Source organism: Longimicrobium sp. (genome assembly GCA_036377595.1).
Taxonomy (GTDB): domain Bacteria; phylum Gemmatimonadota; class Gemmatimonadetes; order Longimicrobiales; family Longimicrobiaceae; genus Longimicrobium.
This window is the reverse complement of sequence record DASUYB010000143.1, coordinates 93,248-108,230: the sequence shown is the minus strand read 5'-3', so window position 1 is coordinate 108,230 and position 14,983 is coordinate 93,248. Positions and strand designations below refer to the sequence as shown.

The window sequence follows — 14,983 nt, the reverse complement described above, 5'->3', positions numbered from 1 at the left end:
CGCTGCGCTTCCGTGGAGACGATGCGGGTGAGCTCGCGACGGCGTCTCATTCGGCTACTGGCTATCCTTGGTTTCACACGGAGGGCACAGAGACCACAGCCGCAGAGGCACAGAGGATTTGCGATTGGTTTCTGCGTGACTCGTCACCTCGCGAACGACGGCCAACGCCCCCGGCCGTCATGCGCGACGGACGGGGGCGCTTTCGTCACCCATCTCCGCTCAGACGACGGTGACCACCTTGCCGTCGAAGATGCGGATCGTGCTGCCGTCGAACTTCGTCACCTGGAAGTAGCCGTCGTCCTCGTTGAACGTCAGCGACATCTCCTGCAGCAGGCCGATGGCGACGGCCTCGCCCAGGAGCAGCGACTCGGTGTAGTCGCTGCGCCAGTGCACACCCGCCGCGTTGCGGAAGATGGCGATGTTCCCCGCCAGCTTGTTCAGCTCGCCGCCCACCGTCATCTGCGAGGCATCGGCACCTGTGTAGGCGACGAGCGCGGTGCCGGCGGCGTCGGACTGCAGCGGGTTCTCGATCGGCGTGCTCTCGTCGAAGAACGCCTTGAGGATCGTGGCCATCGCCCCGCTCCCCGTGGCGTGACCGGCGCCGTACGCCGGGTGCGTGGGCGCGCCCTCGGGATAGGCCTGCGGGAGGAGGTACGACGAGGGGAACTTGTCGCCCACGTTGCCGAAGTACGGCGCCAGCCCGCCGCTGGACAGCGAGGTGGTGATGCTGGTGTCGAGCGAGTACGTGCGCGCGCCGGTGATGTGGTTGTGCACGCGGCCGCCGTACTCCTCAGGACGCAGGCGACGGTGCACGTGCCACTTCTGGTACCACACCGCCCGCAGCGCCCGCCCCAGCACCTCGGCGAGGACCTGCAGCAGGTGCGTGGGCCCGAAGGTGGCGAAGCCCACCTGCGTCTTCGAATCCATCGCCGTCCCCGGCGGGTCGTACGGGTTCCCCTGGTCCTTGGGGAACTCCAGGTCGATCTGCGGGCGGCCGGTGGTGCCGCTGACGAACGTCGACTGGTTCCCCGTGGGCTCGCTCATCAGGATCCACGCGGCGTTGTACCACGCGTCGAGCACCTGGTCGAAGTGCACGAACGTCGTCGCCGCGCGGAAGTCGCGGATGAAGCGTTTGGTGGTGTCGAACGAGTCGCCGCCGCGCGTGTCGAAGCCGTTCTGCACGTTCAGCCACGAGGTGAACGTGAGCAGGTAGTCGACGTTGGCCGACGCGGGGAAGAGCCGCTGGTCGATGGTGCGAGAGCCATAGGAGATGTAGCCGTCGGCCGCGTTGCGCCCCTGCCCCGCCGGCTTGCGCTGGTCCACGTTCCCCTTGAGCAGGTACTGGCTGACGTACGGCCCGATCTGCTCGCCGGGATAGATGCCGCGGAAGACGTTCTGCACCGTCACCGGCGTGGTGCCGCCGAACTGCGGGAACTCGCTGGTGATCGAGAGGATGGCGGCGGAGATGGTGGGGTCGGTCGCCCAGTTGATGAAGGGGATGTCGCGCACCACCGCCATCCAGTACAGCTCGCCCGCCTCGTGCGCGGTGACCGCGCTGTCGAAGCGCGGCGCGGGGATCTGGGTGATCTCCTGCGCGTCGGGCCCCTCGAGGTCGAACGCCAGCCCCGACTGCGGGTTGGTGAGCTTGACCGCGGTGGACGAGGCCAGCTGGATCTCCTCGAAGTCGGCCGGGTCCTCGCTCTGCAGGGCGCGCAGGAGCGTGGCGTACGACGCCGGGTCGGGGTCGCCCAGCGTGTCGTGCTTCAGGCTCTTGGAGAAGTTGCCCACCAGCGGCCGGGTGGGATAGTTGACCTCGTCGTTGTTGTTGGCGTGCTCGTCGTGGCGGCGGGCGGCGGCCACGCCGGCGGCCTCGTCGCGCACCTCGCGCGCGGAGAGGCGGCGCTCCTCGACCCGGCGCGCGCGCGAGGTGTCGAGGACGTTGAAGTTGTCGAACACCGCCACGCCGGGCGACGGCACGCGGTCCCACGTTCCCGCCCCGAAGCCCGGGCTCACCGCCGTCAGCGCGATGGGCGGCGCCTTGCTGGTCAGCACCTCCCAGGTCACGCCGTCGGGCGAGGTCTCCCAGTACAGCACCCCGCTCGCCTCGCGCAGCCGCAGCCAGCGGTGCCGCGCCGGGTGGTAGGGGACGCGCGCCAGCAGGGTGTAGCTTCCCGCCACCTTCTGGTAGGCGTTCAGGTTCTGGTACGTGCTGTAGACGTCGCCGTCCACGGTGATGGAGACCTGGTTGCTGGCGTCGAGCTCGGCCGTCAGGTACGCCTCGGCCGCGTCGGCCGAGCGCAGCGGCCGCACCAGCTCCACGCGGATCTCTGACCCGGTCAGGTCGTAGGTGGTGGCGGCATAGTACCCGCCGTAGGAGAGCGCGCCGCTGCTGCTGGCGGGCCGGACCTCCACCCGCTGGTTGACCTCGGCGTACAGGCCGGTGCCGTACGGCGCCCACTTGGTGAGGTCGGGGCTGTTGTCGTTGAAGTTGTCGACGAGCGTGCTGGCCTTGGCCATGGTTCCCTCCCGGGGACGGTGGGTGTCCTTCCCCGGCGGGATGCCGGGGAAACGAGCCCGGGCGCTGTGCCGGGCGGAGGGCTCCCCTCGCCCCGTCTCCGTCCATCTCCATCTCCATCTCCATCTCCATCTCCATCTCCATCTCCATCTCCATCTCCATCTCCATCTCCATCTCCATCTCCATCTGCTGCCACGGATGCGCGACGCCCCCGGCCATCGCTGCTGACGGCCGGGGGCGTCCCATCACCCCGCGTCTCCCTGTCCTTCGATCCTGCCGCGGCGGACGGGGACGCATCCCCGTCCATCCGCCCGCGTCACGACACCAGCACCACCTTGCCGTCGAAGATGCGGATGGTGTTGCCGTCGAACTTCGTCAGCTGGAAGTAGCCGTCGTCCTCGTTGAAGCCGAGCGACATCTCCTGCAGCAGCCCGATGGCGATGGCCTCGCCGAGCACCAGCGACTCGGTGTAGTCGCTGCGCCAGTGCACCCCCGCCGCGTTCCGGAAGAGGGCGATGTTCCCCGCGAGCTTGTTCAGCTCCCCGCCGACGGTCATCTGCGTCGCGTCGGCGCCGGTGTAGGCGATGAGCGACAGGCCGTTGGACGCGGCCTGCACGGGGTTCTCGATGGGCGTGGTGTCGTCGAAGAACGCCTTGAGGATCGTGGCCATCGCCCCCGACCCGGTGGCGTGGCCGGCGCCGTACGCGGGGTGCGTGGGCGCACCCTCGGGGTAGGCCTGCGGCAGCAGGAAGCCGTCGCCGAAGGGGATCTTCCCCGGCCCGTAGTAGGCCGACAGCCCACCCGTGCTCAGCGAGGTGGTGATGCTGGTGTTGAGCGAGTACGTCCGCGCGCCGGTGACGTGGTTGTGCACCCGGCCGCCGTACTCCTCGGGGCGGAGACGACGGTGCACGTGCCACTTCTGGTACCAGACGGCGCGCAGCGCGCGGCCCAGCACCTCAGGCAGCACCTGCAGCAGGTGCGTCTGCCCGAAGGTGGCGAAGCCGACCTGCGTCTTGCTGTCCAGCGCCGTCCCCGGCGGGTCGTACGGGTTCCCCTGGTCCTTGGGGAACTCGAGGTCGATCTGCGGCCGGCCGGTGGCGCCCGCGGCGGTCGACTGGTTCCCCGTGGGCTCGCTCATCAGGATCCACGCGGCGTTGTACCACGCGTCGAGCACCTGGTCGAAGTGCACGAAGGTGGCGCCGTCGCGCAGGGTGTGGATGAAGACCTTGCTCCCGAATACGTCGTTTCCGCGCTCGTCGGCCCCGTTCTGCACGGCCAGCCAGTCGGGGAAGTAGGTCAGGTAGTCGCTGGCCGACAGCGCCGGATAGAGCCGCTGGTCGATGGTGCGCGAGCCGTAGGAGATGAAGCCGTCGGCGGCGTTCAGCCCCTGTCCCGACGGCTTGCGCGGGTCGACGTTCCCCTTCAGCAGGTACTGGGAGACGTAGGGGCCCACCTGCTCGCCGGGATAGATGCCGCGGAAGACGTTCTGCGCCGTCACCGGCGTGGTGCCGCCGAACTGCGGGAACTCGGAGTTCAGCGAGCTGATGGCCGCGGCCACGCGCGTGTCGGTGCCGTAGACGGTGAAGGGCACGTCGCGCGCGAGCGCCATCCAGTACAGCTCGCCCGCCTCGTGCGCCGTCTGCGCGCTGTCGAAGCGCGGCGCCGGCGGCTGGGTGATCTCCTGCGCGTCGGGCCCCTCCAGGTCGAACGCCAGCCCGGACTGCGGGTTGGTGAGCTTGACCGGGCCCGTGCTGCCGACCGGCGGCGTGGCGAGCTGGATCTCCTCGAAGTCGGCCGGGTCCTGGCTCTGCAGCGCGCGCAGGAGCGAGGTGTACGACGCCGGGTCGGGATCGCCCAGCGAGTCGTGCTTCAGGCTCTTGGAGTAGTTCCCCACCAGCGGCCGGGTGGGATAGTTGACCTCGTCGTTGTTGTTGGCGTGCTCTTCGTGGCGGCGGGCGGCGTCCAGGTCGGCGGCCTCGACGCGCACCTCGCGCGCGGAGAGGCGGCGCTCCTCCACGCGGCGCGCGCGGCCGCTGTCCAGCACGTTGAAGTTGTCGAACACCGCCACCCCGGGCGAGGCGATGGCGTACCCGGCGAAGGTGCCCGCGCCGAACAGGGCGTACACGGCGGTGAGCGTGATCGGGTTCGGGCGCTGCATGGCCTGCACGGTCCACGCGGCTCCGTCGGGCGAGGTCTCCCAGTAGACGGTGCCCCCCTGCTCGCGCAGCCGCAGCCAGCGGTGGGCGACCGGGTCGTACTGGACCCGCGCCAGCTTCGTCAGCGTTCCCGCCGCCCACGAATCGCAGTTCAGGTAGCCGCCGGTGACCTGGAGCTGCACCCGGTTGTTGTCGTCGATCCGCGCCTGCAGGTAGGCGGCGGCGCCGTAGGTGCCCACCACCGAGCGGACCAGCTCGATCCGGAACTCCGAGTCGGTGAGGTCGTAGGTGGTGGCCGACTGGTAGTTCAGGAAGTGGCCGGTGGTGATGTTCCCCAGCGGCCGGATCTCCACCCGGCCGTTGACTTCGCGCAGGCGGTCGCCGGTGCTGGCGCTCCACTTCGCGGTGTCCTGCACGTCGTCGTTGAAGTTGTCGACCAGCGTGATCGCTTTCGCCATGAGGATCTTCCTTCCAGGCGTGCGTGCCGCGGTGCGGCGGGCGTGGCCCCGTCCCGCGGCGGGCGTCGCGGGGGAAGGCCGTTGTGCGAGGCGGCGGGATGCACGACGCCCCCGGCCATCGCTGTGATGACCGGGGGCGTCGCACGCCCCGCGTCTCTCCGTTTTCGATCCCGCATCCCCGCCCGTCCGGCGGACGGGGACGCAGGATCATCACCGCCCGATCACACCACCGGCAGCATCACCTTGCCGTCGAAGATGCGGATCTTGACGCCGTCGAAGCGGGTGAGCTCGAAGTAGGCGTCGTCCTCGTTGAAGCCGAGACTCATCTCCTGCAGCAGCCCGATGGCGATGGCCTCGCCCAGGAGCAGCGACTCGGTGTAGTCGGTGCGCCAGTGCACCCCCGCCGCGTTGCGGAAGAGGGCGATGTTGCCGGCCAGCTTGTTGATCTCTCCGCCCACCGTCATCTGCGTGGCGTCGGCGCCGGTGTAGGCCACCAGCGTGGTGCCGGCGGCGTCGGCCTGCACCGGGTTCTCGATGGGCGTGCTCTCGTCGAAGAACGCCTTGAGGATCGTGGCCATCGCGCCCGACCCGGTGGCGTGCCCCGCGCCGTACGCCGGGTGCGTGGGCGCGCCCTCGGGGTACGCCTGCGGGAGCAGGTAGGAGGGGAACTTGTCGCCCGGCTGCCCGCCGTAGTACGGAGACAGCATCCCCGTCTGCAGCGACTGCAGGATGCTGGCGTGGATCAGCGGCGTGGTGGTGCCGGGAACGACGTACGTGCGCCGCCCGGTGATGTGGTTGTCGATGCGGCCGCCGAACTCCTCGGGGCGCAGGCGACGGTGGACGTACCACTTCTGGTACCACACCGCCCGCAGCGCGCGCCCCAGCACCTCGGCCAGCACCTGCAGCAGGTGCGTCTGTCCGAAGGTGGCGAACCCCACCTGCGTCCTGCTGTCCATCGCCGTTCCCGGCGGGTCGTACGGGTTCCCCTGGTCCTTGGGGAACTCCAGGTCGATCTGCGGCCGCCCGGTGGCCGTGGTCGACTGGTCGCCCGTGGGCTCGCTCATCAGGATCCACGCGGCGTTGTACCACGCGTCGAGCACCTGGTCGAAGTGCACGAAAGTGGCGCCGCCGCGCAGGTCGCGGATGAAGCGCTTCGTGGTGTCGAAGGTGTCCAGCCCGCGCTTGTCCCACCCGTTCTGGACGTCGAGCCAGGGGGTGAAGGTGGTCAGGTAGTCGACGTTCGCGGTGGCCGGGAAGAGCCGCTGGTCGATGGTGCGCGAGCCGTAGGAGATGAACCCGTCGACGGCGTTGCGCCCCTGCCCCGCCGGCTTGCGCGTGTCGACGTTCCCCTTCAGCAGGTACTGGGACACGTACGGCCCGATCTGCTCGCCCGGGTAGATGCCGCGGAAGATGTTCTGCGCCGTGACCGGAGTGGTGCCGCCGAACTCCCCGAACTCGCCGTTCAGAGAGCCCGTGGCGCTGTTGATCGTCGCGTCGGTGCCGTAGTTGATGAACGGGATGTCGCGCGCCACCGCCATCCAGTACAGCTCGCCCATCTCGTTGGCCGCCACCCGGCTGTCGAAGCGCGGCGCCGGCGGCTGGGTGACCTCCTGCGGATCGGGCCCCTCCAGGTCGAAGGTGAGCCCCGTCTGCGGGTTGGTGAGCTTGACCGCGGTGGACGAGGCCAGCTGGATCTCCTCGAAGTCCGCCGGGTCCTCGCTCTGCAGCGCGCGCAGCAGCGTGCCGTACGAGGCGGGATCGGGGTCGCCCACCGAGTCGTGCTTCAGGCTCTTGGAGTAGTTCCCGATGTACGGATTGGCGGGATAGTTGACCTCGTCGTTGTTGTTGTGGTGCTCGTCGTGGCGCCGCTCGGCCATCAGCTCCGCGGCCTCCACGCGCACGTCGCGCGCGGACAGCCGGCGCTCCTCCACGCGGCGCGTGAGGGAGGTGTCGTACGCGTTCAGGTTGTCGAAAATGGCCACCCCCGGATGGGCCGCGGGGGTATAGGTGCCCGCCGCCAGCTCGATCTTCACCGAGGTCACGTCCCACGGGGTGGGGATGGAGATCAGCAGCGTCCACTCGCAGCCGTCGGCCGAGTACTCGAAGTACACGATCCCCAGCTGCTCGCGGATGCGCATCCAGCGGTGCCGCGTGCGGTCGTAGTAGACCTCGGCCAGGTGCGTGGACGAGGTGGCGCCCGCCGCCTTCCTGGTGCAGTAGAAGATCCCGTCCTGCACCTTGAAGAACAGGTTGTCGCCCGCGGCGTTCACCAGGTGCAGGTACGTCTCGGCGCCGTTGGTGTTGCGCAGCGGGCGCACCAGCTCCACCGCCACCTGCGAGCTGGTGAGGTCGTAGCTGGCCACCGAGACGATGCCGCCGTAGACGTTGCTGCCGCTGCTGACCGCGCGGATCTCCAGGCGCTGGTTGACCTCGAACGGGCCGGCCCAGGGCACCCCGAACGAGTTCCACTTCGCGGTGTCGATCGCGTTGTCGCCGAAGTTGTCGACGAGCGTGTGTGCCTTCGCCATGATTGACTGCTCCTCTGCCATGCGTCCCTTCGCCGCCGCCGCGCCGTGGTGCGCGGCGGCCGATCCCTGCTCCGGCGCGGCCTTGTCTCCCGTCGCGGCGCGGGTGGCGACCGCTGGCTCCGGGTGGACCGCATCCTCTCCCCCGGCGCGCTGGCCGGGTCGGTGGGCCCGGACGCTCTGCCGGGTGCAGGGGCTCTGGCTGGGACCCCGTCTGTCTCGCCGTCTCTGGTTCCGCGGACGCACGACGCCCCCGCCCGCGCTCTGGCGGACAGGGGCGTGAGGCGGCCCGGTGTGTTGTTTCGGCTCCGAAACACGAAAGGCCCCCGACCGGCACTCTGCCGGGCGGGGGCCTCGCGGTCCCGGATCTCCACGCGATTCGGTTGCTGCGTCCGCCGGTCTGGCGGGGGATTCGGGGAGCAATGAGAAACGCTCCCTCGTCCGGACGCTGTGCCGGCGGGGGAGCGTCGTCTGCGCTCCATCTCGTTCCGTCTGCCGTGAGATCTAAACGGACGGCGGCGGCGTGTCAACCCGTGCCGGGCGTCGCGAAGTCATTGTCACGCTGGGCACACGGACGAGAGTGCGTGAGTGCGTGAGTGCGCTGCCGTCAGCTCAGACCGCAATCGCGCATCGATCGAGCGCACTCACGCACTTCTGCACTCACGCACTTCCGCACTCACGCACTTCCGCACTCACGCACTTCCGCACTCACGCACTTCCGTCGGATCAGGCTTCATCGCGCAGCACGCGGAGGAAGGCCTCCCCGAACTTCTCCAGCTTCGCGGGTCCCACGCCGCTGACGGCCAGCAGCTCGCGCTCGGTCGTCGGATGGTCGCGGGCGATGGCGATCAGCGTGCGGTCGGAGAACACGCAGTACGCGGGCTGCTTCAGCTCGCGCGCCAGCTCGGTGCGGAGCTGCTTCAACCTCCCGTAGAGCGCCGACTGCTCGGGCGTGGGATCGTCGTACGACGCGGGCGAAGCGCGGCGCGGCCGCGGCTCGTCCGCGAGGTCGGGAAGGGTCTCGCCGTTGGCGTGGGCGCGCAGCAGCTCCATCACCGGCGCGCCGAAGCGCTCCAGCAGGCGCGGCGTGACGCCCTCCACGCCGAGCAGCGCCTCGGGCGAGTCCGGCTGCGCCTGGGCGACGGCGTTCAGCACCTCCTCCGACATCACCATGAACGGGGGGACGTCATGGCGCCGCGCGAGCTCCTTGCGCAGCCGGCGCAGGTGGCCGCGCAGCAGGTCGGGGCCGGCCTGCACCGTGAGCACCCCGTCGCGCGACAGGTCGTATCCGTCGCGGCGCGCGGCGCGGCGGTCGCGGCGGAAATCGAGGGGGAGCCGGTCCTTCTTCTTGCGCTCACGCGGGGGCTCGTCGCGGTCGAGCTCGATGCCGTGGCGCGCGGTGAGCCGCTCTTCCTCGGCCAGGCAGTTGTCGCACGCGCCGCAGTGCTTCATCGCCGCCGCGTCGCCGAAGTACTGCAGCACGAAGCCGCGGCGGCAGTCCTTGGTGTACGCGTAGATCTGCATCTTCTGCAGCTTGCGCATGTCGCGCTCGCGCTTCTCGTCCAGCGCGCGCCAGTCGATCGGCAGCTGGGGGATGGGCGTCTTGCGGTCGATCACCCACACCCCCTCCCCGCCCTGCTGCCACTCGAGGAAGCCTTCGTCCTGCAGCCGGTCGAGCAGGTCCACGGGAGATTCGCCGCCCGCCGCGCGGCCCAGGACGCGCCACTCCACCTCGGCGCCGCGGTACACCTTCTCCCCCCCGCCCGCCTTCCACAGCGCGCGCAGGAAATTGATCTCCGTCTCCCGCCCCGAGAGCTCGCCGGAGATGCGCGACGGCGTCGCGAGGAGGCGGAGGCGCACCCCCTGGCCGCCGGCGGTGCTCGCCTTCGCCAAGCCGTGCTGCTCGAGGACGCGGACGGCGCTGGCCACCTGCTTGTCGGCCTTGAGGTGCTTCTTCAACTCGCGCGCGATCTCGTCCGCCGGCGTGGTGCAGATGCCGCGCGCGTCCGCGTCGCGGCGGAGGACGCGCAGCACCTGCTCCACCGCGTCGCGCGGCGGGTTGGAGACGTCGGTGAAGAACTCGTGGATGAAGCGGTCGGGATAGGCGTGCAGGAGCACGCAGTCCGACGGCCCGCCGTCGCGCCCGGCGCGCCCGGCCTCCTGGTAGTACGCCTCCAGGTTGCCGGGCATGTTGTAGTGCACCACGATGCGCACGTCGCTCTTGTCGATCCCCATCCCGAACGCGTTGGTGGCGACCACCACCCGCGCGTCGCCGCTCATGAAGCGGTCCTGCACGGACTTGCGCTCGCGGTCCATCAGCCCGGCGTGGTAGCCCACGCAGGGGACGCCCGCGCCGTTCAGCAGCCCGGTGAGCGCGTCGACGCTCTTGCGCGTGCTGGCGTAGACGATGGACGAGCCCTCGCGCCCGCGAAGGAGCTTGAGGAGGATGCGGTCCTTCTCCGAGTCGTTCTTCGCCCGGAGGACGTGCCACACGAGGTTGCGGCGGTCGAAGCCGGTGACCAGCACGCGGGGAGAGCGGAGGCCGAGCTGGCGCACGATGTCGCGCCGCACCTCCTCCGTCGCGGTGGCCGTCAGCGCGGCGATCGGCGGGTCCTTCAGGAGACGACGGACGCGCCCCAGGCGCAGGTAACTCGGCCGGAAGTCGTGCCCCCATTCGGAGACGCAGTGCGCCTCGTCGACGGCCAGTAGCGAGACGTCGAGCGCGGCCAGGCGATGCTGGAAGGCGTCGGAGTCGAAGCGCTCGGGGGCCACGTAGACGAGCTTGTACGCCCCGCGCTCGGCCGCGGCCAGGCGGGCGTTCATCTCGGACAACGAGAGCGACGAGTTGATGAAGGTGCCGGGGATCCCCAGCGCCTCCAGCGCGTCGATCTGGTCCTTCATCAGGGAGATGAGCGGCGAGACGACGAGCGTCACGCCGGGCTGCATCATCGCCGGCACCTGGTAGCAGATGCTCTTGCCGCCGCCGGTGGGCATCACCGTGAGCGAGTCGCCGCCGGACAGGACGTTGCGGATGGCCTGGTCCTGCCCGGGGCGGAAGTCCGGGTAGCCCCAGTACCGGCGCAGCACCTCGCGGGCGGCGTCGAGCGCGCTGTCGGGCGATACGGCTGCCTCGGCGGTGTCGGTCACGGCGGACGACGTAAGGGTGGTGCGTGGACGGTTCGGCGCGCTCCCGTACCCGTGTGCCGCGGGCCGGTTCGGCGCCCCTGGAGATGCGTGTGTTCCGTGCGATTGTCGTGAAGGCGGGAACGATAACGGAAGCGGCGAAAGATGTACAGACTGTTGTGGCGTGAAGATCACGATGCGACGAATTGCGGGAGCGAGGAGACGCGGATCGTCACTGGACTGTGCGTGGAGCGACGGCATCCTGCCCGCCAGGCGATGGCCCTCTCCCCCCCGGCCCCCTCCCCCAAAACCGACTGGGGGAGGGGGAGACCTCAGCGCCGCGAGCAGCTTCGGCGGCGATATGGAAGCATCCTGCCCGCCCGGCTGGCCCCCTCCCCCGGCCCCTCCCCCGCTGCGCAGGGGAGGGGAGAACTCAGCGCGGGAGCCACGATGGTGCCTGGGGTGAGCATCCCCTGAATGCGACGCGGGACCCGTCACTCCCGACGAGCCCCGCGTCCACTCAGCACTCAGCACTCAGCACCTCTTCTACTGGGCACTGGGCACTTGGCACTGGGCACTAATCTCACCTCGTCATCGCCCGCACCTCCGCCAGCCCGCGCGGGTCCCACTGCGGGCGCTGGGGGGCGTTGGCCACCTCCCACGCGGTGAAGAATGCCATCCGCGCGATCCGCGTCAGCTTGTCGAAGTCGATCTTCTGCACCTCGTCGCTGGGGCGGTGGTAGTCCCGGTGCGTGCCGCTGAAGAAGAAGATCGCCGGGATCTCCTTGCGCGCGAAGTTGTAGTGGTCGGACCGGAAGAAGAAGCGCTCCTGCGGCCACAGGTCGTCCGAGAGCGTCAGGTGCAGCTCGGGATGCGCGCGCTGCACCGCGTTGGCCGTGGTCCCCAGCGACGAGTACTGCTTCCCGATCACCACCACGCTGTCGGGGTTGTTGCGGCCGATCATGTCGATGTTGATGTCGGCCACGATCCGGTCCAGTGGGATCGTGGGGTGCTCGGAGAACCATTCCGACCCCACCAGCCCCTTCTCCTCGCCGCTCACGTGCAGGATCACGATCGAGCGCTTCGGCCGCATCCCCATCGACTGGAAGGCGCGCGCCACTTCGAGGATCCCCGTGGTCCCCGACCCGTCGTCGTCGGCCCCGTTGTAGATCGAGTCTCCGTTCACCGGCTCGCCCACCCCCACGTGGTCCATGTGCGCGGAAAGGACGACGTACTCGTTGCGCAGCACCGGGTCGCTCCCCGGCCACACCGCGATCACGTTGGGTGCGCGCGCCTGGTCCACCTGCTCCACCGGCAGCGACCCCGTCGCCGTCACCCCCGCCAGCGGGACGGGGCGGAAGCCCGCCGCCGCGCCGGCCGTCCACTGCTGCGCCAGATCCATCCCCGCCGCGCGGAAGAGCCGCCCCGCCGCCTCCTGCCCCAGGTAGAACTGGGGATATGCGGGATCAGTCCCCACGTTGCGCGACGGCCGCGCGGAGAGCGCCGCATACTTCGCGATCGAGTCCGCCGTCCATTCCGGCGCCAGGACGAATGCGACCGCGCTGGCCCCCGCCCCGCGCGCGGCGTTGCGGATGCGGTTGCGCTCCAGCCGCCAGTCGCGCGTCGACGCGCCCGGGATCGCGGCGATGGCGATGCGGCCGGCGAGCGACCCCGGCGCCAGCGACCCGTCCGCCGCGCGGCCCACGTAGACTAGCGCGCCCGAGACGTCCTGCGCCGTCCCCCCCGCCGTCCAGAAGTCGCGCCCCGCGGTGAACGCCACAGCCTCGCGCCCCTGCGCCCCGAAGCGCGCGGCGGTGGTGTTCAGCCGGCGCAGCCCGTAGGGATACCACTGGAAGAAGGTCCCGCCCTCGCCGCCCGCCTCGAACCCCATCGCCTTGTAGTTGGACACCAGGTAGCTGGCGACGATGTTCAGCTCGGGGCTGGGCGTGTCGCGGCCCCGCATCAGGTCGCTGGAGATGAACTCCAGCCGCGCGCGGGCGTCCTCGACAGTGATGACGTTGGCCGCCGCGGCCACCTCGGGCGGCGTGGGCGCGGGGCGCGGCGCCTGGGCATACGACGGCGCCGCGCCGGCGAGGATCGCCAGCGCGGCGGAAAGGAGTGCGGACGGACGTCGGGTCATCGAAGCAGGGCTCCTGATGCGGTGTGGATGCTCCCGGAGCCCTCCTTCCCTCAGGACTCTGGCCGGACCCGGGGCGACGAGACCGAGCTGGGCGAGCGCCCACCGGACGACGGCGACTCGCGCCGCGGCTGCTCGGAGCGCGGGTTGCTGCGCGGCTCCGAGCGCGGCTCGCTGCTGCGCGACGGCGGGGGCTCGCGGCGAGGCTCGGCGCGCGGCTCGTTCCGGGGCTCGCTGCGCGGCTCGGAGCGGCGCGTCTGCGGCTCGCGCGGCTCCTGCGAGCGCGGCTCGCTGCGCGGGCTCACCCGCACCGGCTCGCTCTCCTCCGGCCGGCGCTGCAGGGTGGGGCGCTGCCGGCTGGGCCGCTCCTGCGTGGTGCCGCGCGGCTCCTGCTGGTCGTCGCGGGCGCTGCTCCCCGAGCGCGGCGGCGGCGCGTCGCCCGAGCGGGTGAAGGGCCGGTAGTTGGGCGACCGGGCCACGCCACGGGCGCCGTCGCCCTCCTTGTAGCGGTGCTCGGGGTCGCGGCGGATGGCGTAGTCGCCCGGGTAGTAGCGGCGCCAGTAGCGGCTGCGGTCGCCCCGGTAGTAGCGGGTGTCATAATAGTAGGGCACCTCGCGCAGCAACACCCGCACCCGGTCGCACCCGTCGTAGTACGGGCTGCGGCTCCCGTACCACGAGCCGTAGCTGTCGTAGCAGGCGTAGCGGGGGAACGAGTAGCGGCTGCTTCCCACCGAGTAGCTGTACCAGTCCAGGAAGCCGTACCCGTCGTCGTAGTCGGGGACGAGGAGACGCGCGATCCGCTCCATCGCGTGGAACGGGTCGCCGTAGACGTTCAGCGACGCGTCCCATCCTACGGTGCGGCGATAGTAGTAGTCGCGCACGCGGCGCAGGTCGAGCGGCTCGTCGCTGGCCACGGAGAACACGTAGCCCAGCCCGTAGCCGTAGCCCACGCGCAGGAACGCGCCGCCGGTGCGGCTGCCGAACGCGTACGAGCGGCCGCCCTCGAGGAAGCCGTCGTCGCTGTAGCTGCGCGGCCACAGCACCTCCACGTCGCCGTCGGGGGTGATGTGCATCACCGCCACGTAGGCGTCCTGGCTGGGCCGCACCATCACCCGCGTCTGCGCGCCGGGATAGAACAGGTCGCGGTCGTTGTCCAGCCACACGCGCACGGTGGGGCCGCGCTGGTAGCCGCCGCCGTAGCGGTCGTCGCGGGTGGAGCCGTAGCCGTCCTGATCGTCGGAACGCCGCGCCTCGTAGGCGTCGTCCGCGCGATGGAGCGCGCCGTCCTGGGCGGCCGCCGGGCGGGCGGCCGCCACGGCTCCGCCGAACGTCAGCAGGAGCAGGGCGGCGGCGATGGGGTTGCGCATGGTGTGTCTCCGGGTGGTGCAGGAAGCTGCCCGTCCGGAGAGCAAGCGGCGTTCCGATCCTGTATACAATCTCAATCCATTGCTGGGATTGGACTTAGGCGATTCCTGAACGGAGGCGCGGCCGCATTCTGTCCCCGCGCGGGGACGAGCCGGAGGGAGCGAGGGGACAGGGCAGGGACGCCGACGGATGAGGAGACGGGACGCCCGGGCGCGGTCACACCCCCGCGGCGATGCGCTCCCCCCTGGGCGAGAAGCCGAGCCAGCGCAGCGCCTCGTCCATGTCGTCGCTCACCTTGACGTACGCGCCGCGATTGCGGGCCACCGTCTCGCCGAACCGGTTCAGGTCCAGGAGCGGGGCCACGCAGAGGAAGGCCACCTGCAGCAGGGTGGCGCGGCCGCGCTCCTGGAACGCGGCGTTCTCGCGCGCCACGTGCTCGCCTAAATCGTAGCGCTCGAGTGTCGTGGGTGAGCCCTCCACCATCCGGCAGTCGAGGAGCGCGCGGCACGGCCCGCCGTCGGTGCACGCGTCGACGATCGCGCTGTACGCAACCTTCGCCACCTCGAGCCCGTAGTCGCCGTACACCGTCACGTACCACAGCTCTCCGCGGCGGGCGCACACGAACCGCATGTCGTGTCCCCACATCCCGGTCTCCCCGCATGATGATGCCGGCGTCAGGCACCCACCGCACCCTAATTCCCCTT

The 14,983-nt window shown here is 70.5% G+C and carries 8 protein-coding genes; 1 reads left to right on the top strand and 7 read right to left on the bottom strand.

Going from position 1 to position 14,983, the window contains the following annotated elements; genetic code table 11:
- Positions 1-219: 219 nt before the first annotated feature.
- Positions 220-2,517, bottom strand: a complete 2,298-nt coding sequence (locus tag VF092_25670) for a vanadium-dependent haloperoxidase (protein ID HEX6750702.1) — start codon at positions 2,515-2,517, stop codon at positions 220-222.
- A 22-nt stretch (positions 2,518-2,539) separates the two neighbouring features.
- On the opposite strand from VF092_25670, the gene VF092_25665 reads away from it, so the two are divergent.
- On the top strand, positions 2,540-2,743 hold the full coding sequence (locus VF092_25665) for a hypothetical protein (protein ID HEX6750701.1): 204 nt from the start codon (positions 2,540-2,542) through the stop codon (positions 2,741-2,743).
- 88 nt (positions 2,744-2,831) lie between these two features.
- On the opposite strand, the gene VF092_25660 is transcribed toward VF092_25665, so the two are convergent.
- The 6 genes from VF092_25660 to VF092_25635 form a co-directional block, all read right to left on the bottom strand.
- Positions 2,832-5,129: a vanadium-dependent haloperoxidase gene (locus tag VF092_25660; GenBank protein HEX6750700.1), complete on the bottom strand. Its 2,298-nt coding sequence runs from the start codon at positions 5,127-5,129 to the stop codon at positions 2,832-2,834.
- A 221-nt stretch (positions 5,130-5,350) separates the two neighbouring features.
- A complete protein-coding gene (locus VF092_25655; GenBank protein HEX6750699.1) occupies positions 5,351-7,657 on the bottom strand; it encodes a vanadium-dependent haloperoxidase in 2,307 nt (768 codons plus the stop codon).
- Between the two features lie 723 nt (positions 7,658-8,380).
- Positions 8,381-10,801, bottom strand: coding sequence for an ATP-dependent DNA helicase RecQ (locus VF092_25650; protein ID HEX6750698.1), 2,421 nt, complete (start codon positions 10,799-10,801; stop codon positions 8,381-8,383).
- 559 nt (positions 10,802-11,360) lie between these two features.
- Positions 11,361-12,917 carry a M20/M25/M40 family metallo-hydrolase gene (locus tag VF092_25645; GenBank protein ID HEX6750697.1) on the bottom strand — a complete coding sequence of 519 codons (1,557 nt, stop codon included), beginning with the start codon at positions 12,915-12,917 and terminating at the stop codon, positions 11,361-11,363.
- 50 nt (positions 12,918-12,967) lie between these two features.
- Positions 12,968-14,281 carry a DUF4384 domain-containing protein gene (locus VF092_25640; protein ID HEX6750696.1) on the bottom strand — a complete coding sequence of 438 codons (1,314 nt, stop codon included), beginning with the start codon at positions 14,279-14,281 and terminating at the stop codon, positions 12,968-12,970.
- A gap of 214 nt (positions 14,282-14,495) precedes the next feature.
- Positions 14,496-14,924: a hypothetical protein gene (locus VF092_25635; protein ID HEX6750695.1), complete on the bottom strand. Its 429-nt coding sequence runs from the start codon at positions 14,922-14,924 to the stop codon at positions 14,496-14,498.
- Positions 14,925-14,983 lie beyond the last annotated feature (59 nt).

What these genes read in the sequence shown, in the direction of transcription:
- VF092_25670 (HEX6750702.1), bottom strand. Translation starts at nt 2,517, where the DNA reads ATGGCCAAGGCCAGCACGCTCGTCGACAACTTCAACGACAACAGCCCC.
- VF092_25660 (HEX6750700.1), bottom strand. Translation starts at nt 5,129, where the DNA reads ATGGCGAAAGCGATCACGCTGGTCGACAACTTCAACGACGACGTGCAG.
- VF092_25655 (HEX6750699.1), bottom strand. Translation starts at nt 7,657, where the DNA reads ATGGCGAAGGCACACACGCTCGTCGACAACTTCGGCGACAACGCGATC.
- VF092_25645 (HEX6750697.1), bottom strand. Translation starts at nt 12,917, where the DNA reads ATGACCCGACGTCCGTCCGCACTCCTTTCCGCCGCGCTGGCGATCCTC.
- VF092_25640 (HEX6750696.1), bottom strand. Translation starts at nt 14,281, where the DNA reads ATGCGCAACCCCATCGCCGCCGCCCTGCTCCTGCTGACGTTCGGCGGA.
- VF092_25635 (HEX6750695.1), bottom strand. Translation starts at nt 14,924, where the DNA reads ATGTGGGGACACGACATGCGGTTCGTGTGCGCCCGCCGCGGAGAGCTG.